The sequence below is a fragment of the Clostridium neonatale genome (assembly GCF_001458595.1).
GTDB lineage: Bacteria > Bacillota > Clostridia > Clostridiales > Clostridiaceae > Clostridium > Clostridium neonatale.
Map to the genome: position 1 here is coordinate 1841630 of NZ_LN890328.1, position 26095 is coordinate 1867724.

The 26095-nt window shown below is 28.6% G+C and carries 19 protein-coding genes and 3 riboswitches; of the genes, 7 read left to right on the forward strand and 12 right to left on the reverse strand.

The features are described 5' to 3' along the window. Nucleotides 1–79: 79 nt before the first annotated feature. A riboswitch (cyclic di-GMP riboswitch) is annotated at nucleotides 80–162 on the reverse strand. A gap of 193 nt (nucleotides 163–355) precedes the next feature. After that, nucleotides 356–787 (reverse strand): ATP-binding protein, encoded by a 432-nt coding sequence (locus tag BN2920_RS15235; protein ID WP_242868395.1) that lies wholly within the window; start codon nucleotides 785–787, stop codon nucleotides 356–358. A gap of 361 nt (nucleotides 788–1148) precedes the next feature. After that, nucleotides 1149–4952: a multicopper oxidase domain-containing protein gene (locus BN2920_RS15240; protein ID WP_058295839.1), complete on the reverse strand. Its 3804-nt coding sequence runs from the start codon at nucleotides 4950–4952 to the stop codon at nucleotides 1149–1151. A gap of 378 nt (nucleotides 4953–5330) precedes the next feature. Between BN2920_RS15240 and msrB the strand changes: the two genes are divergently transcribed. Continuing rightward, complete coding sequence (gene msrB / locus BN2920_RS15245) at nucleotides 5331–6287, forward strand: peptide-methionine (R)-S-oxide reductase MsrB (RefSeq protein ID WP_058295840.1); 957 nt, start codon at nucleotides 5331–5333, stop codon at nucleotides 6285–6287. 568 nt (nucleotides 6288–6855) lie between these two features. On the opposite strand, the gene BN2920_RS15250 is transcribed toward msrB, so the two are convergent. Then, nucleotides 6856–7734, reverse strand: a complete 879-nt coding sequence (locus tag BN2920_RS15250; RefSeq protein WP_058295841.1) for a VIT1/CCC1 transporter family protein — start codon at nucleotides 7732–7734, stop codon at nucleotides 6856–6858. Between the two features lie 462 nt (nucleotides 7735–8196). On the opposite strand from BN2920_RS15250, the gene BN2920_RS15255 reads away from it, so the two are divergent. Further along, the gene (locus BN2920_RS15255) at nucleotides 8197–8835 is read left to right on the forward strand and encodes a DUF305 domain-containing protein (RefSeq protein ID WP_083498828.1); all 639 of its coding nucleotides are present in this window, start codon (nucleotides 8197–8199) and stop codon (nucleotides 8833–8835) included. 334 nt (nucleotides 8836–9169) lie between these two features. Here the strand turns inward: BN2920_RS15255 and BN2920_RS15260 are convergent, their stop codons facing one another. Beyond that, entirely contained in the window at nucleotides 9170–9505 is a 336-nt protein-coding gene (locus BN2920_RS15260; protein WP_058295842.1) for a rubredoxin-like domain-containing protein, read from the reverse strand. 124 nt (nucleotides 9506–9629) lie between these two features. On the opposite strand from BN2920_RS15260, the gene BN2920_RS15265 reads away from it, so the two are divergent. Together BN2920_RS15265 and BN2920_RS15270 are read left to right on the forward strand one after the other, a co-directional pair. Then, on the forward strand, nucleotides 9630–10652 hold the full coding sequence (locus BN2920_RS15265) for an IS6 family transposase (RefSeq protein ID WP_058293044.1): 1023 nt from the start codon (nucleotides 9630–9632) through the stop codon (nucleotides 10650–10652). 523 nt (nucleotides 10653–11175) lie between these two features. After that, complete coding sequence (locus BN2920_RS15270; protein ID WP_058295843.1) at nucleotides 11176–12972, forward strand: urease accessory protein UreH domain-containing protein; 1797 nt, start codon at nucleotides 11176–11178, stop codon at nucleotides 12970–12972. 264 nt (nucleotides 12973–13236) lie between these two features. Here BN2920_RS15270 and BN2920_RS15275 read toward each other — a convergent pair whose 3' ends face one another. The 8 genes from BN2920_RS15275 to BN2920_RS21850 form a co-directional block, all read right to left on the reverse strand. Further along, nucleotides 13237–14619, reverse strand: coding sequence for an amino acid permease (locus BN2920_RS15275; protein WP_058295844.1), 1383 nt, complete (start codon nucleotides 14617–14619; stop codon nucleotides 13237–13239). A 108-nt stretch (nucleotides 14620–14727) separates the two neighbouring features. After that, nucleotides 14728–14817: riboswitch (glycine riboswitch) on the reverse strand. 237 nt (nucleotides 14818–15054) lie between these two features. Beyond that, complete coding sequence (locus tag BN2920_RS15280) at nucleotides 15055–16167, reverse strand: 5-methyltetrahydropteroyltriglutamate--homocysteine S-methyltransferase (RefSeq protein WP_058295845.1); 1113 nt, start codon at nucleotides 16165–16167, stop codon at nucleotides 15055–15057. 187 nt (nucleotides 16168–16354) lie between these two features. Continuing rightward, a complete protein-coding gene (locus BN2920_RS15285; protein WP_058295846.1) occupies nucleotides 16355–17263 on the reverse strand; it encodes a LysR family transcriptional regulator in 909 nt (302 codons plus the stop codon). A 326-nt stretch (nucleotides 17264–17589) separates the two neighbouring features. After that, the gene (locus BN2920_RS15290; protein ID WP_058295847.1) at nucleotides 17590–18999 is read right to left on the reverse strand and encodes an MATE family efflux transporter; all 1410 of its coding nucleotides are present in this window, start codon (nucleotides 18997–18999) and stop codon (nucleotides 17590–17592) included. An 803-nt stretch (nucleotides 19000–19802) separates the two neighbouring features. Then, the gene (locus BN2920_RS22640; protein WP_083498830.1) at nucleotides 19803–20267 is read right to left on the reverse strand and encodes a transposase; all 465 of its coding nucleotides are present in this window, start codon (nucleotides 20265–20267) and stop codon (nucleotides 19803–19805) included. Continuing rightward, nucleotides 20243–20590, reverse strand: coding sequence for a hypothetical protein (locus BN2920_RS21845; protein WP_141443160.1), 348 nt, complete (start codon nucleotides 20588–20590; stop codon nucleotides 20243–20245). Before BN2920_RS21845 ends, BN2920_RS22640 begins: the two co-directional genes overlap by 25 nt. 292 nt (nucleotides 20591–20882) lie before the next feature. After that, entirely contained in the window at nucleotides 20883–21653 is a 771-nt protein-coding gene (locus BN2920_RS15300) for a YdcF family protein (protein WP_058295849.1), read from the reverse strand. A gap of 328 nt (nucleotides 21654–21981) precedes the next feature. Next, the gene (locus BN2920_RS21850) at nucleotides 21982–22122 is read right to left on the reverse strand and encodes a hypothetical protein (RefSeq protein WP_172437817.1); all 141 of its coding nucleotides are present in this window, start codon (nucleotides 22120–22122) and stop codon (nucleotides 21982–21984) included. Between the two features lie 688 nt (nucleotides 22123–22810). Beyond that, nucleotides 22811–23017, forward strand: a riboswitch (cobalamin riboswitch). A 113-nt stretch (nucleotides 23018–23130) separates the two neighbouring features. On the opposite strand from BN2920_RS21850, the gene BN2920_RS15305 reads away from it, so the two are divergent. From BN2920_RS15305 to BN2920_RS15315, 3 genes are read left to right on the forward strand one after another with little or no spacing between them, the layout of a single operon-like run. Next, a complete protein-coding gene (locus tag BN2920_RS15305; RefSeq protein WP_058295850.1) occupies nucleotides 23131–24144 on the forward strand; it encodes an ABC transporter substrate-binding protein in 1014 nt (337 codons plus the stop codon). Next, the gene (locus BN2920_RS15310) at nucleotides 24131–25201 is read left to right on the forward strand and encodes a FecCD family ABC transporter permease (RefSeq protein ID WP_172437818.1); all 1071 of its coding nucleotides are present in this window, start codon (nucleotides 24131–24133) and stop codon (nucleotides 25199–25201) included. Before BN2920_RS15305 ends, BN2920_RS15310 begins: the two co-directional genes overlap by 14 nt. Next, nucleotides 25198–25953: an ABC transporter ATP-binding protein gene (locus BN2920_RS15315; protein ID WP_058295851.1), complete on the forward strand. Its 756-nt coding sequence runs from the start codon at nucleotides 25198–25200 to the stop codon at nucleotides 25951–25953. The genes BN2920_RS15310 and BN2920_RS15315 overlap by 4 nt, the downstream gene beginning before the upstream one ends. Nucleotides 25954–26095: the final 142 nt, after the last annotated feature.

A 26095-nucleotide genomic window follows, 5' to 3' on the forward strand; every position in this document is an offset into this window, starting at 1 on the left:
ATAATTAAAATCTAGTATATATTTCCTTATTCATAAATTTTCACATATTTTCTATCATCAAAAACGCCAACAATCTTGATTAATTGTTGGCGGGTTGCACTACTAGTTCAAAATCCTCAAAGTGCCCAAATAAAGAGAATTTATCATTACTTCCAGATTTATTATGTTTTCATAGAATTTATATATATAATATTCTAATAACTCCATATATTCAAGCATATTTTGATAAAAAATATAATTATTTGCATTAAAATATGCATCTAAGAATTTCATTAGCAATTAACTTTAGCACTTGTATTAATTATCAATTAAAAGAATTCTTATTTGTTTTTTGGTGAAAATAAATGAGAATTCTTTATTTATTTATATATGGATTTAGCTGTATTTGAATATCTATATTATTTTCATTCAAAAAAGCATTAATTTTTCCATTCATTTGTTCTGTTAGTAATTTTACAATTGATAATCCAAGTCCTGTTGATTTACCTCGTGATTTCTCAGCAAAATAAAATTTATCAAATAAATTGTCAATATTAATTTCATTACTATCTGAAATAGGATTTTTAAAAGATAAAATTATACTTTCATCTTTAATGAAAATATCAATAACAACATCTCCATCGGAATAATTCAAGGCATTTTTCATAAGATTTTGGATAATACGATTTATCTTTTCTTCATTACCAAGCACATATATGGGGTCTTCTGTATTAAATTCCACTTCCATATGTTTTTTTTCAAATTGCTGTACATAATCAACAACATTATTTGCTATACTATTTGTCAAATTAATCTTTGTGAGATTAATTTCCAATCTAGATATCTCAAGATAATACAGATTAAGTAAAATTATTTTTTACTTAATCTGTATCCCATTCCCCATACTGTTTCTATGTATTCTTCAGTTTCATTTATACTTCTTTTCCTCCTTATTGGTAGACCAGTCTATATGCTTTTTGACGTCAAAATAAAAATGCATTGTTCCTATGACAAGTGGTATGACCATAGGTACAACGCATTGCTTATTTAAAGTATAGCATAAATTTTTTTATTGGTGTAATACCCAAATTTATTTTTTTCTTATAATTGGAATTTAACATTACAAAAATAGAGTTTAATAAAAACTTTGTATATTCATTCTTAGGATTTTATAATTCTGGTGTATTCTGATCTTTAATTCTAAAAATTCCCCACATACCAGATTCTATATCCCATTTTATAACACCTGATCTATATAAATAATCACCTGGTATCATAGATGCTCCATTTATTAACTCAATATTAAATACGTTTCCTACACTCATGGCTCCTTGAGCTGATATAATATTTGTAAATGGATCATCTGGCTGAGCTTTCCATTTATGACCATGAAGCACGAAACAAGTATTTCTTGGTTTGTCTGCTGGCATTAGTAGTCTTATAATAACTCTTTCTCCTGGTGATGCTTCAAATATTGGTGTAGCTGGATCTTCATGAACTACAGAACTAAATACATTTGCTATATCTGATGCATCTGGGTTATCTCCTAATCTATTAAAAAATCTTTCTGATCTATAGTTAAATCCTTTTTCTCCTCTATCTTCAAAATCCACTGGTTCTGGCTGCCCATCTTCACCAATTTCTCGATTAGTCTCTATTAAATTACCATCTACGTCTAAAAGCCTTATACCATTGTGCATAAAAATTACAAATTCTCTAAATGCGTTACGTCCATCTTCAGATATAGTTGCTTGATCTCCATAAATATCATCATTCTCTATTTGTGCTTCTTCTGGTTCTATTATTATTGCTCCAAATAAACCATGATATCTGTGATTCCTTATATCTGTAAAAGATGACAATAAGCAAGTTCCGTATTCCTCATCTGCATACCATAAATAGGTTTTACTATCTCCTGGCTTTACAGTTTGTTCTAAATTATTATACCCTACATTTACGCCACTATCAGCTATTGGATTAAATCCTAAAAATTGCGGACTAATTCCTACTCTCATAGATGGTGTAACTACTTTATCAACTGGTACTCCAGGAAAAACTTGATATGGTATTGGTTTAGTGAAACAATTAGTTAATTTTACTTTTATATATTCACCCTTATTTGCCCTTAATATCAATGGTTTTGGTTCCATCTTTCCACTTAGTATATCATCCTTGTACTCATATGGCACAAATAATAACCCATCAGGATCATGGTCTTCAAAACAATTGTATAAGATATCTTTTTGTATTGCCGCTATATGAAACTCTCTAACCTTTTTTTCTTTAGAAGCATCCATTTTATTTGAACATTCTTCAGATGAGTTTATAGGCAATAAATTTTTAGTTTTATTTTTATAGGCTCTTATTATTCCCCATAAACCTAGCCATAAATCATCTTGACCACCAAAGTAGTAAAGATAATCTCCTCCTTCATAATCATCTTTTATTCTTATATTAAATGCTTCTGATATTCCTATTGTTTGCTCTTGAACTAATGGAGATCTTTTATCAGTTATTTCTTTTCTCCACTTCATTCCATTTATATTAAATGCATGTTGTTCTTCTTGAGCTCCATCTAATAATCTTATTACAATTTCATCTCCAGGATACGTTTCTAGTATTGGTGTCACTGGATCATCATGAATTCTAGAGCTGAATACATAAGCTGAATCCTCACCATTTAATTTTTCCTTTGTTAATCTTTCTCTTAATGGCTCACACTTATAATTTATGCCCATAACACCTGGATCATCATGTGATCCAGGAAATGGAGGTTTATTTAATGGATTCCCTTTTTTATCAAATAATAATGCAAAATCATGGACAAATAGTCCAAACTCTCTGAATTTTCTTCCTGAAGGTGTTTCTATCACAGCTTTTGTTCCATATTTTATTCGTTTGCCTGTCTTTGGATCATAATATTTTGATCCTTTTGGTTCTATTATAACTGCTCCAAACACTCCATGTTGTTGATGTGAATTTGGATTGAAATGATCATGGAAAAAACACGCATTTAATTCTTCATTAGCATAATATCTTTCTACTAAGGTTTCTCCATAAAAAACAGAAGCTATATTATTATATCCATTTGCACCACCATCTGAAGCTATAACATCAAATTTCACTAAGTGAATGTGAAATCCTACATTATCAGTTAAAGTTTCTAATTGAAAAGCTGTTTTTGGTAGTGTTTCTGGTAAAAAATTGGTGGTTCTAACTTCTATACAATCGCCTTTATTAGCTCTTATAACTAAAGGTTCTACATCAATACATCTATTTTCTACTCCTGCTACATATCTCTTAGCTAATTCCTCTTTATTTTCATTTGTTACCTTGCACTCTGTGTATTCTTCTATTTGCTCTTTTGTAACATAAAATCTTCCATATGGGTCATTCCATCCTGATTTGTTGTATACTAATTTTGCTTGTAATACAAATAGTTCAAAAATAACATCTGCCTTTTTACATCCACACTTATCTTTTTTATTAGGACAAGGTTGGGTGTATAAAGCTCCTTTAGTAAAATTATCTGCAAAATTATCAAACTCCAACTCAGTTGGACATATTTTATTTCCTCCCTTTTGGTTTATTATCCCTAAAGGTGGCTGCTTTGGTCTTTCTCTAAATTTTCCGTTTATAAAATTAGGATACCCTGGATGATCTAAATCCTTTGCAGGAGGTGGAGTTCTATCTGGAAGTGGTTTTAACTTTTTTATAATAGTTCCATCTGGATACAATGGACTTATTACTTGGCCATTTTCAAGTACTACATTTTCACCAGTTTCCAATCTATCAAATACTCTCCATAATGACCACATTCCTTCATGAAAATGAGGATATAAATGACAATGCCATATATGATCTCCTATAGATCCGACTAAACTTCCTGCACCATATAATATATCCAGAGTATAACTTTCTTGAGGTCCTACTGATATAGAGTCTATTATTGTTGAATCAGGATTATCTGGCTCTAACCTCCATTGGTGTGTGTGAAGATGGAATACATGTGTTTCTTGTACCCCTCCGTGTATAAGTCTAAACTTAGAAGGGTCACCTTTATATGCTCTTGGTATAAACGTTGCTGGATCACCACAAGTCCAAGAACTCATAGAAACATCTTCTCCATCTACTACATGATGCTCCATTGGCTTTTTTATATCTATTATATTGATGTTATCCTTAGGATTACATGGATTACAGAACTTAAAACCTACATCTTTATCTGGTATAAAAGCAGCTCTATTTACCATAGGCTCTGATCTGTAACTTATGGCAGTTACAGAAGTTCGCATTCCAGTATGAGGATCTATAATTGGTTTTCCAAATCTATTTACAGCTTCAAGTTCATCATGAAAATACACTGCATACTCTCTAAAACTCGGCTTAGATGGATTGTGAATATCAGCAAATATACCGCTTTTTAGCTCATTTCCATCTACAGGATCTGTCCAACTAGCTCCCTTTGCTTGAACTATTAGTGCTCCAAACAAGCCGTGTATATTAGTTCCTTTTTCGCTAAATCTAGTATCACCCATATCACTAAAGTAAAATATTCCTTCTCTATCTGCGTACCATTCATAAGTTATCTTTTCACCTGGGCCAACTGTAGAATCGCCATTATAGCCTACATTAGCGCCATCAGATAATATATTTTTGTACTTAAGTCCTTGCATGTGAATAGATAATCTTCTATCTTCATTATGCTCAAACTCTATTCTTATAGTCTCTCCAACATTTGCTCTTATTGTAAGAGGCTGAACTTCTTCTGTAGGTCTTGGAAGAGGAAGCCCATTTTCATCTTTATTATAAAAATTTGCTATAGCTTTATTCTTTACTTCATCTTTATATTCTTTTAGTATATACATAATTCCATCTGGATCATGGTCACCGAAGAAATCATATACAATTGGTATAGATAGTACAGTAACATTAAAATCTCTAAAAATAGAATCAATATTATCGTTATCCATTCTAATTACTCCTTTGTTTACATTTTTTATAATATATAATATTACATAACAATATAAACTGTTACATTTTTTGGCATTAAAATTATTATTTTTACAAAAAAGATTCACCGAAAATTGACTATAATCATATAATAGACACTTAAAATGCGAAATATGACCATTAAAATTCCCTATTTTTTATCATGAAAAATGAGTTTCTTATAAAATTTCATTTTTACTAAATTAATATTGAATACGTATTTTTGGCATTTTGCAACTATATGAATAAAAATTAATGTATTAAATAGAATAAGCGTATAGTGTATTTAAATTATTGAAATTATAGTTATAATATTAATAAAGATATATACAAAAAAATGTACAAGGAGGTATATACAAATGAGTAAATTAAAGAAAGCTATTTTTGCTGGCGGATGCTTTTGGTGCATGGTAAAACCATTTGATTCATATGATGGTGTACAAAAAATAGTTGTAGGTTATACTGGTGGTCATGTAAAAAATCCTACATATGAAGAAGTATGTACAAAAGAAACAGGACATTATGAAGCTGTAGAAATTCTATATGACGAAGAAATAATAAAATATGTGGAATTAGTTGAAGCATTTTTTATGAGCATTGATCCAACAGATGAAGGTGGTCAATTTAATGATCGAGGAAAGAGCTATGAAACAGCTGTCTTTTATACTGATAATGAACAAAAGCTCATAGCTGAAGAATATAAGATGAATTTAGACAAAAGTGGAATATTCAGTAAACCAATAGCAGTAAAAATATTAAAAGCAGAAGAATTCTATCCTGCCGAGGAATATCATCAAGATTACTATAAGAAAAATCCTTTTAGATATAAAGCATATTATGAAGGTTCTGGTAGAAAAAACTTTATAGAAAATACATGGAAAATATCAACTTTTAAAAAAGAAGAACTCAAAAATAAATTAACACCTATTCAATATAAAGTTACCCAAGAAAATGGAACAGAACCACCTTTTGATAATGAATATAATGAAATTTTTGATGAAGGAATTTATGTAGATGTAGTCACAGGGAAACCTTTATTTTCTTCAAAAGACAAGTTCAACTCAGGTTGTGGATGGCCAGCTTTTTCTAAACCTATAAATAAAGGATATGTAAAAGAACATTCAGATTTTAGTCATGGAATGTTTAGAACAGAAGTAAGAAGTACAAATGGAGATTCTCACTTAGGTCATGTCTTTAATGATGGTCCTGATGAATTAGGAGGTTTAAGATATTGTATAAATTCAGCTTCATTAAAATTCATTCCAAAAGATAAAATGGAAGAACTTGGCTATGGTGAATATTTAGATAAACTATAAAACTAAAAAATTGCAAAGGAATAATTACTAATCGCTTTGCACAAATAGAAGAAATTAAACAAATTTAAAATATGCTATTCTTGAGAACTTAGGAATAGCATATTTTATTTTGTCTTTATTAATGATATGGATTTATTTTTATATGCTTTAATAGCTTATATACTTGCTCCAATCCGCAATAAATAAGCAAATTCTTAAGATTTTATGAATATAAACATTACTATTTTAAAGATTATTTCTTTATAAAATCATTGATTTACAAAAATTATAATTCTTACACATAAACACATATTAATTCTATAATTCTTTTCTTTTAAAATCTAAAAGACTCTAAAATCATACTTTTAAACCATATATATTATGTAATAGATAATTTAATATGAAAGGATTGATATATGTGGCTAATAAAAAATCTCCTCATATTCCTAAAAGTGATTTTGATATTAATGAAAGAAAATAAGCCTTTTTAATTTTATACTAAAATTCATAATGCACTTAAAAGACAGTAGAATTTTGTTTTTATACAAAATCTCTACTGTCTTTTATTTTTCTTCTTCCATTAGGCTAATTAAATATCTATTCCTAGAAATCTTTTTACTAATAATCCAATGACAAAAGATATTCCAGCTACTGAAAGGCTAACAATAGACATTTCTTTGAATTTTTCTTTGAATGATAAATCCTTAGCAATTGAGATATAATAATTAAATGCAGCAATTATTACTATAACTGCAATTAACATAACCCCTAATGACATCATGTACATATTATCTGGTAATAATAAATATGGAAGAATTAATATTACCACTGTAATCAAATATGCAACTCCTGTATAAATTGCTGATCTTGCCGCATTTTTATTGCCTTCATTTTTAGCTGATAAATATTCTGAAGAAGCCATAGATAGTGTAGCAGATATTCCTGTAATAAGTCCTGCTAAAGAAATTAATTTATTACTTTGCATAGCAAACGACCATCCTGCTAAACATCCAGTAAATTCTACCAATGCGTCATTTAATCCCAAAACCATAGACCCTACATATTTTAATCTATCTTCATCTATCATTCCTAATAATTTCTGTTCATGCACCTGTTCCTCTGTAAATACTATCACTGATTCTGGTATATTTTTTTCTAATAATATCTTTATTGATTTATTAATATATTTGTTTTGTCTTATTTCCATTATTTTGACTGCAAATGTATATCCTAATATTTTAGATAACAATGTATACCAAAATACAAGTGCTCGATTAGGCTTTACATCACGCTTTGTGTATCTTTTCCAAACATCATAATGCTTTTGTTCTTCACTAGCTATTAATCTCAAAGTCTTCTTATCCTCAACATTATTAGTATCTTCAGCAATTCTCATATATATTAGTTTTTCAGTCAATTCATCTGACTGTAATTTTTTTACTAGTTTTATAAAATCATCATCATTCATTTCTATTACTCCTTAACTTAATTATATGAAAATGAATTTTATTTATGTTATATATGTTAAATTTAGAATTCTATATTACATATGTTCTCTAAATAATATAATCTAATAACTTTCTCACTGAATTTCTTGATTCAGCATATATATTTTTGCAATCTCATCAATTACAAATAAAATAACTCTTACGTTAAAATAAATCTTTCTTCTTTGTTTTATCCACTTCACATTTCCCCTTATATTATAATATTAATAATAAGTTAATAATAATTATTGTTTTTATAAATCTCTATTTTTTTATTATTGTACAACTATTGGATACAATTATCAATATTGTTAATATATATACACACATTCCTGTCTACATATAATCTACATATTTATTTGTTAAAATACAATTAATTTAAAGTTTACAGATCATATGTTAACTTCATAAATTAAAATTTATAAATTAAGGAGTATAAAAAAATGATAAAACAAAGTGAATTTTTGATTAGTGGTATTCTAATTTGTATAATATTAGTATCAGGAGGTATCTTTATATATCATAATAACAATAATATTCAAGATCCAAATATGATAAATTATTTAGATAAAGATAATAAATTAATGGATACTATGATGAGTGAAATGGATGGAATACCTCATACTGGTGATGTATCTATTGACTTTCTTTACGGTATGATCCCACACCATGAATCTGCTGTTAGTATGTCTGAAAACTTTTTACAACATGGTGGAGAAAATGAAGAACTAAAAAAAATTGCTAATGATATAATCAATGTTCAAGTTTCAGAAATTGAAGATATGAAACAATTAATTCAAGAACTTGAAAAAAATATTCAAATAGATACTGATAAAGAAACTGATTATTTCAAGGAGTATAATAAAACTGCTAACCATACTATGTCTCATCAAACATTTAAGAACGTAGATGAAGCATTTGCTAAAGGAATGATTACTCATCATCAAATGGCAATAGATATGTCAGAAACAATTTTAAAATATACTGATAATAGTACAATAAAAAATATGGCTGAAAATATAATTGATACACAGACAAAAGAAATACAACAAATGGAAAGCATAATCCAAACTATTAAATAACCACCTGAAAAAGATGAATTGATATTAAAAGCCAAATCTAAAATTGAGTAGTACTCTTTTCTTATAGATTGGACAAAAATTAATTGAATATTTTAGAATGGTATTTAAAGAATACTCATTTTATGAGTATAATCAGAAGCTTTTCATAATATTACTTGAGCTATGTAATAAACAGATTAATTTCATAATATATGTTATAGAATTTGTTGACTTATACATTAGAATTCATAGCCTGTCCATTGTTCAAATAAGAATCATATGGATAGACTATGGATTTACGTAGAATTTATAATAATTTAGTTTTTATGTTTTCTATATTAGAATAAATCTCGTTTTACCACTTTCCTTTGTTCATGTGTCCTGCTAATTCAGCTTTTGATCTTTGCTTTATTGTCCAAACCTCATTTTTTGCTTTTTCAAATGCTGCTACGCACATAGGATCTAATTTTATTTCTATGCCTTCATTGCAAAGTTTAGCAATTTTATCAGCTAAAACTATGATTTCTGCATGAATATCATTAGTTCTGTCAGATTGATAGATCTTATCTGCATCTTCCTTGCTTAATTCAACAAATTTTTCTTTACCCATGTTGCATTTTGGACATTTTTCAGGAGCTTCTTCACCTTCACTTATAAATCCACACACTGTACATTTAAATAATTTTTTCATAATAATGCCTCCATTTATTTTTAAACGTTCTGTTAAGTTATATGAACATTGCTCTTCTCAACACTAGAAAATATAATAAGTTTGACTAGAACCAATTATCCCCCTAGAAAAGGAGAGAAGAACAATGAACAAAACTAAAGTAAAATGTCCTCGCTGTCACTCTGACCAACTATATAAGTTTGGTTTGGATAAGCAGGCTAACCAAAAATATCAATGTAAGAACTGCAAACGCCAATTCGCTCCTGACTCTGTCAGCATGCCGAAGAAATCAAAATACCCCACGTGTCCTAAATGTGGTAAATCTACATTCTTACATCATTCTTATAAGCACTATAATCGATATAAATGTGGCAATAAAAAATGTAATCATGTAATTGTACATCATCATAATTTAAATATTGATGATGCATCTAGTGAAAAGCTAACCGGCTCCCTTTCTATGAAAGGAATGCGCTTTCCGTTACATATTATTCTTACAGCATTGACATTATATTTCTTAAATAATACATCAACACGAGCTATTGCACATTTCCTACATACAACAGCAAATATAAAAGTATCCCATGTAACCATAGCGAGTTGGGCTCATAAATTTGCACCATTCTTCAATCTGAAAGCTGATTCCTTTAAAGATCAGTTAAATCTTCAATCTGACGATTGGCACGCTGATGAAACTGTTGTATTTATAAATGGCGAAAAGTATTATCTATGGCTTGCTATAGACTCAGAAACACGCTTCATATTAGCATTTCATCTTACGAAATCACGTAGTGAAGATTCTGCTTTTACTCTAATTAATCAAGCTAAAAAGTTTGGTGAACCTAGTAATTTCATTACTGATAGATTGCCTTCATATAATCAAGCTGTAGCTAAAGTTTTGCCAAATACTAAGCATATTCCTGTAGCACCAATGTCCAGTGATACAAGTAATAATCTTATAGAATCTTTCAATAAAACTTTTAAAGCTTGGTATAAAGCTAAAAAAGGCTTTAATTCATTCGAGAAAGCTAATAACTTAATATCTGTATTTATCTTTCACTATAACTTTATAAGACCTCATGGATCATTAAACAATCATACTCCAGCTGAAGTTGCCGGCTTCGCTAGCGATAGCAAATCTAAACATTCTTGGTTTGTTGCTGCTTAATTTAGTTAATCAATATCTTTGATTAACCTGCAAAAATCCTATTTATTGCAAGCTTGTTTGCCATGCAATAAATTAATCAAACTTATATAATTTTCAAAGAGCGAGTAATTCTACGAAATGTTAAGCTATTTTTTCATAACAACCTAACAGAATCTTTTTAAATTTAAATATATAATAAATATTTCATTACCATATATTCAACTATAATTATAGATTATTATTTTACTTTATTCAAAGTTCAAATAATAATTATTTTTAAAGAAAAGTACTGATCTAACAGAATTATCTTAATGTTTCTTCGAAATTCTAACAATTCATTAAATTATAATCTTAAAATGAATAAAAACTCATTATCCCTATAAATTTAAAACTTCTTATATGTAATTACATAATTAAATATATTTTCCATTTATTTAATCCTCATAAAATCTTCACAACTTTTTACTAAAATTAATATATCTAAAGATGAATTACTATTTAAATATATTTTGAAATAAAATAAAGTAATTTGATGGAGGCAAATATGAAGATCAAAAGAGAGATTATTAAGGTTTATGACATGACATGTACTTCATGTGAAGGCAAAGTGGAGAGTGCATTAAAGAAAGTTAATGGAGTTGTAAATGTAATTGCTAGCTACAGTGCTCAGCAAGTAACTGTTGAATATGATAGTGTGATTTGCAATACTGAACAATTAAAGGAAGCTATTAAGAAAGCTGGTTATAGTACAAAAAATTCAAATAATATTAAATTCGCAGGCTTTTTTGTTGTGGTTGCTGCTATTTTACTAATTGGTAATTCTACTGCGGGATTTGATATGAGCTCTGCTCTAAATAATGCATCTTATATGGTATTATTTATTGTTGGTATGCTTATATCAATTCATTGTGTTGGTATGTGTGGCGGTATAATGCTTACACAAAGTATTTTAAAAGAAGAAAAAAGTAAGTTTCAGACTTTAATGCCTGCAATTTTATATAATGCAGGAAGAGTAACTTCTTATACAATTATTGGTGCTATTGTAGGTGCTTTAGGTTCTGTCCTATCATTATCACTTAATGTGAAAGCAGGGCTTCAAATATTTGCAGGAGTATTTATGGTTATAATGGGATTAAACATGGCAGGATTCTCTATTTTTAGAAAGCTTAATATTAAGTTACCCTGGTCTTCATGTTCTATAAAAAAGAAACCTAAAACTCCTTTCTTAGTTGGAATGTTAAATGGATTAATGCCTTGTGGCCCTTTGCAAACAATGCAGCTTTATGCATTAGGTACTGGTAGTGCAATGAATGGAGCATTATCAATGTTTGTATTTTCTTTAGGAACAGTTCCTTTAATGTTAGGCTTTGGGGCTATATCTGGATTTTTAAGCAAAGGCTATACAAAACAATTATTAAAGTTTAGTGGATTTTTAGTAATAATACTTGGATTAATAATGGGAAATAGAGGCCTTGCACTTGCAGGTTTTGGCCTTCCTAATATAAGAACATTAGCACAAGGTACTTCAGCAAATGCATCTCAAACTAATATAGCTAAACCAACTATTGAAAATGGAGTTCAAATAATAAATATGACAGCAGATAATAATGGGTATACACCTAATGTATTTTATGTACAAAAAGGAATGCCTGTTAAGTGGATAATAACAGGAAGTAAGTTAAATTCCTGTAATAATGCTGTGGTAATACCATCTTTAAATATACAGAAAACTCTAAATTCTGGTGAAAACATAATTGAATTTACTCCAGAAGATAAAGATATAAATTTCAGTTGTTGGATGGGAATGATAAGAGGAGTTATTAAGGTTACTGATAATCTTGATTCTGTGGATACATCTAAGGCAGATCCATCATTGCCACAACCAAGTAGTGGAATGAGTTGCTGCACAGGTAATACAGTAACTGATGCTGAGCAAACTCCAAGTATATATGGTGATGATTTAAGTAAGGTTTCAACTGATAGATTGATTAAAAAGGCTAATATTTCTGGAGATACACAGAGTTTAAATATTAAGGGAACCGGTTATGAATTTGAACCACTTGTAGTAGTATTAGAAAAAGGCATAAAAACAAACCTTTCATTAGATCTTGATTCATATGATAATCCAGATAGCACTTTCACCTTATATGATGGAGAAACTGGTGATGTTGTAACTACATTTACAGGTAAGAAAGGTATTATAGACGTAGATTTTAATATAGATAAAAGTGGATCATATGTAGTAGTCAATAACAATATAGCTGCAATTGGAATCGAAGTAACAGATTCTTTGGAAAATGTAAATTTAGAAGATGTTCGTAAAAATTTTTTAGATAATTAAATTCATTAATTTTTACTGGTATATTCGTATATTCTATATTAACATATTATTCCAGTTGAAATTTAATAAAAAAATTGCCAAGGCGACTATGATATAATCACCTATAAAACATAAATCCAATAGAATAAAAAAAGGCTCTAGCATTTTTACCATATTAATATTAGATGATAAAAATGCTAGAGTTCACTAATGAATTTAAAAATAATTTATTAAATTTTCCGGATTTCCTAAGTACGCTAAAGTAATATATCTATAATTTGAATTCTATACTAAATCTCCTTTGACAGCTTCCTCATTTTTCGTCTTTAATTTAAGTATATTATAAATCACCCCAAGCATTATAAACCATACTGGTGTTACAAATAAAGCCACACGAGTTTCTTTATTAAGTGCTAATATACCTATAACAAAAATTAAAAATGCTAAAATTATATAATTAGCAATTGGGTACAGTGGCATTTTGAATTTGCTCCTAGATGCAAGTTCAGGATTAGTTTTGCGATATCTTAAATGACAAATAACTATAATTGCCCAAATAAAGATAAAGCAGAATGTTGATATGCTTGTAATTAGCACAAATACCCCTTCTGGCATAATATAATTCAGAATAACTGAAATAAAAATCACAGCTGCAGAGAATATTATAGCATTAGAAGGTACTTGATTAGGTGTTAATTTTTTCATTGACTCAGGTGCATTATTTTCTTTAGCAAGAGAATAAACCATACGGCTTGTACTGAAAATACCACTATTACAAGCAGATGCAGCTGATGTTAGTACAACGAAATTTACAATACTTGCTGCTGCTGTAATTCCTACTGCGCTAAATACCTGTACAAATGGACTTTTATCTGGATTAATTGAATTCCATGGGTATATACTCATAATAACAATAAGCGCCCCAATATAGAAAATAATAATTCTAATTGGAATATTATTAATGGCTTTTGGAATAACATGTTCTGGATTTTCAGTTTCACCAGCTGTTAATCCAACTAATTCAATTCCAGTAAAAGCAAATACAACCATTTGAAATGAAAGTACAAAACCTTTTATTCCATTTGGGAGCCAACCACCATTATTCCAAAGGTTTGTAAAGCTAGATGTACCAGCATCTGTAGAGAATCCTTTTATTATCATAAATGTACCAATTATAATTAATGCTAAAATTGCAACAATTTTAATTAATGCAAACCAGAATTCCATTTCTCCAAACAACTTCACTGTTGTAAGATTCATAATTAGTAAAACTATAAGAACTATAAGGCTTGGAACCCACTGAGCTATATTGGGAAACCAGTATTGTATATAAAGTCCAGCAGCAGTTAAGTCAGCCATGGCAAGTGAAATCCAGCAGAACCAATATGTCCATCCAGTAATAAATGCTGATCCGTTTCCTAAATAATCATGTACAAAATCTACAAATGAATGATAGTTTAAGTTAGAAAGTAATAGTTCTCCAAGGGCGCGCATAATAAAAAAACAAACTGTTCCTGTTATGGCATACGCAAATAAAATAGATGGGCCAGCCAAGCTAATAGACCTGCCTGATCCAAGGAATAAGCCTGTACCAATTGCACCTCCAATTGCAAGTAATTGAACATGACGATTTTTAAGGCCTCTAGACAAGTTTTCATTTTCTGACATATTATTCTCCGCCTTTCAAAATTATGAATATTTATTAGTTGGAGATACAAATTATGAATAGATAAGGTCTAAATAAAGTAATTAAATATAAATTACTTTTTAAGATATGTTAACTACCCTGTCCTTTTACCTGAGAGTTTCGCTATACAGCTTTCTCCTTCGGTGCTCATTATAAAGAGTCTCTCCAAGGATTCATCCAATAGCGGTCATCTCTAATATGTTATTAGGTACCTGAAAGATTTACTTCTTCGGTGTATAGCCATAGCCATAACTCTCCCGCTATCTTCATCTGAATTATTAAATTTCTTATTATATACTAATACTTTTTTGTAAAATTTACAAGTTTTTTATTTTAATTTAGAAAAACATTTTTCATAAAAATAGCAGACTATATTTCAAGTCTGCTTAAATAATATTCTTTTTAAATCAATAATTTTATTTCCATACCTCTTTTGCAACTTCCTGAACCAGTTTCAATTTTGCCCATTGTTCTTCTTCTGTAAGTTTATTACCTTCTTCCGTAGATGCAAATCCACACTGAGGACTTAAACATAAGCGTTCCAATGGAATGTATTTTGAAGCTTCTTTGATACGTTTAATTATATCATCTTTATTCTCAAGTACAGGAGATTTTGTTGTAATGAGTCCTAATACAACTTTCTTATCTTTACCTACATATTTAAGTGATTCAAAATCACCAGAACGTTCATCATCAAATTCCAAATAAAAGGCCTGTACATTTTCTTTTGCAAAGAGATCTTTTGCTACACTGTCATAACCTCCCTGGCACGCCCATGTAGAATGAAAATTTCCTCTACATATATGAGTGTTAATTACAAGGTCTTCTGGCTTACCTTCAATAGCAAGATTATTGATTCTTATTAATTTTTCAATATTATCTTGAAGGCCATCTTCATCAGTCCCCAAAATTAAGCAAGCATTAGGATCAACACACACTCCCCATGTACAATCATCAAACTGGATGTTCCTGCATCCAGCTGCATATAAGTCTCTAATAACTTTTTTGTATCCATCTGCAATATCTAAAATCAACTCTTCTTCGTTTGGATAAATGGCTTTTGTTTTTCCCAAATTCCCAGGGATAATCATCTGGAATAGAAACTGTGCCGGTGCAGGAATTGTCTGTCTAGCAACAGTATTATCATCTTCAAATTGTTTTACAAATTTAAAATGTTCCACAAAAGGATGATTGTGAGCAGATACTTTTCCAATAAGGAATGTGTCATCAATTAATGCTGCCTCTCCATCAAATGGAATTCCACATTTTGTTTTCTCATGTCCAACACCATTAAATGCCCACATAAAATCAAGATGCCATGAACTCCTTCTAAACTCTCCATCTGTTATAACACTTAGTCCAGCTGCTTTCTGTTTTGTAATTAAATCTGTAATCGCCGCATTTTCAACTTTTTTTAGCTCTTCTGCTGTAATTTTTCCATTTACATATTCACTTCTTGCCTTCTTTAAATAATCAGGTCTTAAAAAACTCCCTACAATATCATATTTAAAAGGTGCATTGTTATTCATAATTATTCCTCCTATAAAAGTTGTTAATCTAAATTTAAAAAACAATCTTTTATCAAAAATTTTTATTGAAGTAATCATATCACATAAATTTAATTATAGTGTAACTCCAAAAAACTATTACTTGTTATAGTTTTATACTATAGCTGAAATATGTAAATCTTGTTTTTAAAAGCACTAGAAATAAATCTTATATAAATTCTGAAATAATTTCATTTAATGCATCAATGTAAATATTCGCAAGTTTGCTAAGCCTAATACTTTTATGTGAAATCCAACCAACTATTATTTCTTCATTGACATCTAGAGGTACAGCAATAATATCATTTCCATTTAAATCAGAACTTAGAACTCCCGTTGATATAGTGTACCCATTTAATCCAATTAATAGATTAAAAAGAGTTGCTCTATCACTAACTTTTATGTTTTTTTTATGAGAAAGAGTACTTAGTATTTCTTCAGAAAAATGAAATGAATTATATTCTCCCTGCTCAAAACATAAATATGGATAATCCCTCAAATCTTCAATAGTTACTACTTTTTGCTTTGAAAGAGGATTATTTATACTAATAAATACATGTGGTTTTGCCACAAATAACTTTGTAAACTTTAAATTGTTTTCCTTAAAGAGTTTATTAAGAATTTTTGAATTAAACTCATTTAAGTATAAAACTCCTATTTCACTTCTAAGATTTTTTACATCGTCAATAATTTCATAGGTTTTCGTTTCTCTTAGACTAAATTCATATTCGTTATTTCCATATTCTTTTATTAAGTTAACGAAAGCATTGACAGAAAAGGCATAATGCTGAGTTGATACAGAAAAATGTTGTGCTGAAGGCTTTGTATTAAAATATCGTTTTTCTAACAGTTCTGTTTGCTCAACTACTTGTCGTGCATAACCTAAAAATTCTGCTCCATCAACTGAAACACTAATTCCTCTGTTTGTACGCTGAAAAATACTTATATTTAGTTCAGTTTCAAGTTCTCTAATTGCATTAGAAAGACTTGGCTGAGTAATAAAAAGCTTTCTAGCAGCAATATTAATTGATCCACATTTTGCAATTTCAATTGCATATTTTAATTGCTGTAATGTCATTTTATCACCACCTTAAAAATAAAAAAATCGCCAAGGCGACTATGATATAGTCTTCTATAAAAATACAAATCCAATAGAATACAATAGCTTTTATAAAACGTAATCCTTTAAGCCGTCGATTTTTTTCAGCGCACTCTGGATTTTCTGAGCTTGCCGAAGAAAAGACCAGGCGCATATAATTTATTTTTTATTCTTTAGGAACTATGCATTTAGTTTATTGCAATATTTTTAAAAATGAATTATCCACAGATTATCCATGAATATAATTTCCTAAAGAATAAAAAAGTCCTTCTAACTGATATGCTAGAAGGTATCAATTTTACAAGTTATATTTCTATATTCTCTTTTACAACCTCTCCTTCTAACATTTGTTCTTCATGTATTGTTATATCAATCTCTTTCTTTAAATCCTTTAATACAGCACCATATGCTGGTATCAAAAATGCATCTGCACATATCCATGCAACTGGACTAGCAAAACATACTGCTATATATCCAAATATAGGAACTAAAACAAATCCACACACTGTTCTTGCTATCATCTCACATACTCCAGCAAGTATTGCAAACATTGAATATCCCATTCCCTGAATAGTAAAACGTACTACATTTACAAAACATAATGGAATATAAAAAGTTGCTGTCATTATTAAATATTTAATTACTTGTGAAAGTATTTGTGCTTCACTACTATCTATAAATATTAATGCTATGCTCTTTCCAAAGAAAATTGATACAATAAGAGCTATTATTGAATATGCTGATCCTATAATTATACTGCTCTTTATTCCTTGACTTATACGCTCTAGCTTTCTAGCCCCAACATTTTGTCCAGCATATACAGCCATTGTTGAACCAAGTGCATCAAATGGACAGCATAAAAACGCAGATATCTTAGACCCAGCAGCAACTGAAGCTACCACATCTGAACCAAGATTGTTTACTGATGTCTGTAGTATTACACTACCTATAGCGGTAATAGAATATTGTAATCCCATTGGTATTCCCATATAACATAACTTTTTAATACATCTTACATCAATTTTTAATTCATCTTTTTCAAATTTAAGAATTTCATATTTTTTTCTCATAAATATTAAGCAACATACTCCTGATATTCCCTGTGATATAACCGTAGCCAAAGCTGATCCTTCTACTCCCATATGCACAAATATTATTAAATATAAGCCCAAAATAACATTAATCACTGAAGATATAATTAAAAAAATAAGTGGTGTCTTACTATCTCCAAGTGAACGAATAATACCTGCTAACAAATTATAAAGAAATGTTACTGGTATTCCTAAAAATATTACAAATATATAATCATATGCACCATCAATAATATTTTCTGGTGTCCTCATCAAAACTAAAATATCTCTGCAAAATACACATACTATAACTGTCATTATAGCTGAAATTATAATTGATAACCATGCACTATTAGCTACATATTTACGTAAAAGTTTATAATCAGATGCTCCAAATTTTTGTGCTACTGGTATTGCAAATCCATTACAAATCCCCATGCAAAATCCAATTATCATAAAATTTATTGAACTTGTTGACCCTACTGCCGCTAAAGAATCAACGCCCAAATATTTCCCTACTATAATTGTATCTGCCATACTATAAAACTGTTGAAATAGCATTCCAAACAATAATGGAATTGAAAATCCCAAAATAATTTTAAATGGATTACCTGTAGTCATATCTTTTGTTTCATTCTTTGCCATAGCCTTTATCCTCTTTCTAAAGCTAATATATTTAAAATATTATATTGCTCTTTTATACTCGTAAAATTTCTTCCTTATTATAGCTTAAGATCTATTGTTCTTTCAATGATTTATAAGAAAATCATTTCATTTTAATTTATTTTTGTAATTTTTCATAAATAATGTTTAATAACTCTAAAATTAACAATCCCAAAGCTAAAAATTCATTAAAATTAGTCTTGAACTTTTGTGATTTATTAAGTGAATATAATACCATTTAAGAACTTAATAATGTTACTTACTAATTTTCAATAAAACAGTAAGTTAATTCTTATATATTGTGTTGGTTTTATTTCTTGAAAATATTTTAATTATTGTTATATAATACCTAAATTCGGAGTAAAAGTTTATTATTGTAATTAAGAAACATGGGTAACTGTTGCTTATAATTCATTTTAACCATTGTAATCATAGCTTTAATAATAGTTATAATTGTTTTTTCCTATCTAAAAAGGAGATCCTACCAAAATGGTAAGATCTCTTTTACTTTGATTTTAGAATACTCCTGCTAATAGATCTAATAAAATCTGATTTAAATTTTCTTCTTGATACAGATTATTAAACTTTGTATACATTAATACCTATATGCGAATCAATATTTAAGTAGTTAAAAAATTCTGAAAATACTTTGTGTTTTCAATAAATTAGTTAATATATCTACATTACAAAAGTATTACTGAATACCAGCATAAATGCCGTTATTTTACCCCAAACATGAGTAAGTATACCTTTCAAAGATCTTACTTTTGAAGCATTTTGTAATTTTACTTTTTCATCAATTTGATTGATAAGGATTCAATAGGCTGCCTTATTTTACTTATAGCCGTGGAAGTTAGTGATTGAGCTGAATCCATTATTTTTTCTCCACGCTTTCTCTTATACGGAGTTAAAATAACCGTTCCATTAGCATTTGCTAATGTTTGAAGATCAGAATCTGCATAAGCTCTATCGGCATATATTTTACGATTTTCAAAGTTAAGTAAAAGTTCCCTTACAGCTTCTAAATCATGAACTGATGCTTGTGTTAATAAAGCATATTCTGGATACGGAGTAGTCTTGGGTCTTACATTTGCAATTACATGAAGTTTGCAACCATAATAATGAAAATCTTTGGTTGCACAATAGCCTTTATTACAAATTTCACTAGCAACTTTTCCTTTGTAGCCTCTTTTATCTTTAGCTAACGCTATCGGAAAAGAATCTACTATATTCTCAGTATAGATGAAAATTTATTAGTAAAAATTGATGCTAAAATACATGTTAGTTCTCGAAATGCTTCATGCAAGTTATTAAGTCTGTTATTAAATGCCTGATAACTTGGTATGTTTAGAAAGTATTCAATTAAGTGATTTACAGCATATTTGTACACATCTTTTTTAGTATATTGTTTTTGTAATGTTGCCCATAAATAAATTGTCATTATCTCCTGATCAGTGAATTTAGGCAAACAATTATTACTAAAACGTTGCACAGAATATGCTAATCTGCTATCATAAATAGCAGAAACATAACAATATAATTCAATTAGTTTAATAATAGTTTTCTGATTCATAACTTTTATTTTAAACTAAATTTGAATTTTGTTATGTTTCTTTTTTATTTCGATTTTAACTCTTGATTCGCATATTATTATATAAAATTTTAAGAATTGCTTCTGTTGCCCATCACATCATTATCAAGAGTTTATATGCTCAATTTGTAGAAACAATTTTATTATTTTAACTGTCTGCTATAAATTGAGCATATTATTTCATAATTAAATCCTTATAATACTTCCACCACAAACTTGGATGACCTAATCAATATCCAATATCATTTTCTGAATTTAATACATGTAGCTGGTTTTAAGCTCTAACCAAATCCCTATATTCACCTTTTAAGTATTCAAAAGCATCTAACACATCTTTTGGTACCTCAACATGTGCAATATATCCTCTTCCATTTGGTCCATATCCACTTTCATTATCATTCAATCGTGGTATTTCACCCATAAGCAGTGAAATATATCTTTCAAGATCCCACATTCCTAATATATTATTTTTCTCAAATGTCAACTTATCTTCTTTAACTATAACTTTAGTCTTATATGAAGCGTAGTTTATTATATTAATATTGGAATCATACTTTCTAAATCCTGCTTCCATTCTATGCTGCATAGTTGCATCTTGAATAATAATGATATTTTTAGCCTCAATATTTTTCTCATTCAACAAACGCAATGCATATGTTACATTATTACCACAATTAGTAGATTCCCTTTCTATATAATAATCTTTTATATTATATTTTAAATTCATATACTGACCCATTATATCTGCTTCCATCTTATTTTCTGTCTCAATTTCTGGGCATTCTTCTTTTACTTTTTTTCTTAAACTTTCAGTAGTATGACCTTCTCCTCCAACAATCATAAGCTTTTTAGCTACGCCATTTAACATAGCTTTTCCAGCTACTTTACAGCCTTCTAGTATGCTTCCACCAAATAATATTAATGAATCAGCATGTTCTATATTATATTTCTTTATTAATTCTTCTCTAGTTAATTCTTGTACATCCCTTTTTCCACAAAAATCTGCTAATATATTGATCTTTTCTGCTACAACTTGTAGGCTCATGTATTTATCTCCCTTCTTGTGTATATAATAAGCTTGTCCCAAGCTATTTACATTGAATTCTATCACATTTCTACACCAGCCAAATGATTTCTTTCTGCTTCTTTTAATATTCCATTGCCATCATTATCTCTATCTATATAAATAAGAAAATATCCTTTCTTCATTTCTCCTGTTGATATACTTACTGAATCAATATATCCCCATATGATTAAACTAACATTTTTTAGCTAAAGATATTGTTGAAACAGAATATACATTTAATAAAACATGATCTGCAACCTTCTTTTCTGAAGATCGTAATGTATTATAATAAGATTTATTTCTATTCTTAATTTTTAGTTAATCTATTCAATTCATCTATAGCAGCTACAAGTTCAGATTCATACTCTTCATATAAATCTCCTTCATCTTCTCCAAGCTGTTCTTCATAAAATCTTATCAAAGACTGAAGTTCATCTATTCTACTCATATTATTCTCCTTTTGTTATATTTTAATTTTTTTATAATACTTTAAGCGTAATATCTATACCAATTTTTTACACAATCAATTTTATATTGTTGTATAAAACAAAACAGTAATAAATTAACCATAAAAAAAATTCCTATATTTTTTCATATAATATGTGAATCAATTATTTTTTCTCCACAATTTCGCCTATATGGAGTTAAAATAACCATTCTTATTTATATTTTAACTCTTAATTCGCATATAATATATATAAATATTATATTCTAGTTTATTAATTTCTCAAACTAAAAATCCGCGAAAAATATAACTGATTTTTATTCTGTTCATTACTATTTCTCTAGAAATGATTTTTTTTTATTTTTTCTACTCCACACCATGAAAAGGCTCAATAAATAAGCAAATTCTTAAGAATTTAAGCATATATGTTCTAATATTTATAACTTTATTTCTTCTAACAATTGTAAAATTTTATCTTTATAGATATATTTCTTTTTATGATTTTAAAATGTTAACTACAGTATTTATTATCTATATAATACATACGTAGATTCATCTTCTTTGTATCTGTGAGCTCATCTGTAACCAAATCTTAATTTATTACTTTATCTAATCCTTTTTTATAAAAGAGCTATGTTTTTATAGACACAAATAATATTTTTATATATACTTAACTAGTTATTTAATATATTGATATAAAAATAATATTGGTTAAAATTATCAAACAAAAATTGATATTTTTATTAAAAAGGAAGTTAGGTGAAATTCCTACACAGTGCCGCTACTGTAATTAGGGAATGCTGATTCAAAATACACCATTGAACATAACCATGTTTGAGAAGGAGAATCCGTGTACTGATCTATAAGTCAGGAGACTTGCCATTATTATAATATCGATACTCTTCGGTAAAAGAGTGATATTAATAAAAATTAAATATCTAATGATGACTAAGAGTATCCTTCTATCTTTATATTGAAACAAATAAATATCAAATGATAAAAGGAGACAACATGAAAAAACAAAAAAAGTTAATAACAATTCTATTAAGCATGATCATTTTATTAGGTCTTATTTCTTGTGGTGTAAACAATAAAGACATACAAGATAATTCTTCAAGCTCACAATCTGAGCTAAATACTGATTCACACTATCCTGTAACTATAACAACATATAACTATGCAAAGGAGCCTATTGAAATAACTTTTAATAAGGCACCTGAAAAAGTCGTAGCTATTTATCAAAATTCTATTGAAACAATGCTTGCATTAGGACTTGAAGATAAAATAGTTGCTGCTGCAGGTCTTGACCATGATGTAAAAGATGAATATAAGGATAGTTTCAGTAAAGTAAATTATTTAGCAGAATTTACTCCTGATAAAGAAACTATAATAATGGAAAAACCTGATTTTATATTAGGATGGTATTCTTTATTTGATGATAAAAGATTAGGTGATGTTGACTACTGGATTAACAATGGAACAAACACTTATATCTCATTAAATAGTGGAATATCTGAAGAGAGAACCATTCAAAATGAAATTACAGACATATTAAATATAGGTAAAATCTTTAATGTTGAAGATAAGGCTAAGGCTTTAGCAGATAATATTACTTCAAAAGTTGAAGAAGTTACTTCAAAAGTTGCAAATAAAGAAGAACAAACAGCTATGGTAATAGAATATTTTGATAATGATATATATACTTATGGAGCTAAAACTTTAGCTGGAGATATGGTAACAAAATTAAAAGCAGAGCTTTTAAATCCTGAAGGTGGAAATATAGGTGCTGAAGACTTAATAAATTTAAATCCTGATTGTATTTTTGTTTCTTATATGGACAGAGGAGATGAAAATGTTCCTATAGATGAAGTAAACAAAATACTTAATAACCCTGCTTTTGCAAGTCTTTCAGCAGTAAAAAATAAAAGAGTTTATGCAATACCATTAGGTGATATGTATTCCAGCGGTATAAGAACCATAGATGGTATAAACACTTTGGCTAATGGATTATATGGAAATGAATAAAAAACTTTTCAAAGAGGTTCCTATATATGTAGGAACTTCTATTCTACTTTTAATTATACTTTTTTTATCAATATGTCTTTCTGTTACCATAGGATCTGTTGATATAAGTATAAAAGAAGTTTATGAAGTTATATTATATAAATTATTTGGTATTGGTTCTTCATATAGTAGAACTGGTCCTATTTCCGATGTGGTCTGGCTTATAAGAATGCCAAGAATAGTGCTTGCTATTGCTGTAGGCGCTGGACTGTCTGTAGCTGGAATAGTCATGCAGGCGATAGTAAAAAATCCTCTTGCTGATCCTTATATACTAGGTGTATCATCAGGAGCATCTCTTGGTGCTACCCTTTCAGTAATTCTTGGATTTGGGAGCATCTTTGGAATTAACTCAATTGGATTTATGGGCTTTATTGGCGCCTTTACAATATCTATTTTAGTTTTGGTTATATCAAATATTGGTGGACGAAGTAATTCTATAAAGCTTCTTTTGTCAGGTATGGCATTAAGTTCAGTATGCAGCTCATTTTCAAGCTTTTTAGTATATATATCTGATGATTCACAAAAATTAAAAACTATAACTTTTTGGTTAATGGGCAGCCTTGCTGGAGCAAAATGGGATGAAATAATCATCATACTTCCAATTATTATTTTAGGAACAATATTTTTTATAACTCAATATAGAACATTAAATTTAATGTTATTGGGTGATGAGGCATCAATTACTTTAGGCACAGATTTACATAACTATAGAATCATATATCTAGTAATAACCTCTCTTATGATTGGCATATTGGTTTATGCTTCTGGTATGATAGGATTTGTGGGACTTATTGTTCCACATATAGTAAGAATAATTTTTGGAACTGATCATAGAAAGATAATACCAATAGCAGCTCTTTTAGGATCTATAATCTTAATATGGGCAGATGTATTTTCAAGAGCAATAATAAAAGGAACTGAAATTCCTATTGGAATAGTTATATCAATAATCGGAGCACCATTATTTGTATGGCTTATGATCAAAAAGAATTATGGTTTTGGTGGTAATAAAAAATGAATATAAAAACTGAAAATATTAATGTAGTTATAGATAACAATAATATATTAAAAGACATAAATATAGAAGTAGATAATAAAGAAGTTATAGGTATAATAGGTCCTAACGGCAGTGGAAAATCTACTCTTTTAAAATGTATATATAGATTATTGAAGCCAAATGCTGGCCTAGTAAAATTCGATGATGTTGATATTAAAAATATATCTATAAAAGAAAGTTCGAAGAAAGTAGCTGTTTTATCACAACATAATAACTATGATTTTGATTTTACTGTTAAAGATATAGTTCTCATGGGACGCTCACCTCATAAAAAGTTCATGGAAAGAGATAATAAGAATGATTATGATCTTGTAAATGATGCTCTAAGAAAAGTTGATATGATAAACTTTAAAGATAGAAGCTTTCAAAGCTTATCTGGCGGAGAGCAGCAAAGAGTAATACTTGCAAGAGCTTTAGCCCAGCAGCCTAAATGCTTAATATTAGATGAACCTACAAATCATTTAGATATAAAATATCAGCTGCAACTTATGAGAATAGTTAAAAGCTTAAATATAGAAGTGATTGCTGCCATTCATGATTTAAATATTGCTGCTATGTATTGTGATAAAATATATGTTTTAAAAGACGGAAAAATAGTTCAGTATGGCACTCCAAAAGAAATTCTTACACCACAGCTTATAAAAAATGTCTATGAAGTAGATACAAAGCTTATAGTAGATAAAGATATAGTTCATATCTCCTATTTAATATAGGAATATATTTTCCACGTCTTACTTTCAACTACTTTATAACAGAATTTTTATGAAACTTTTTATGTATTAAATAATGTAACGTTAATTTCTTGTTTGCATTAGTTAATTCTTGTTCAAGTAATTTAATCCTTTACATTTTTTT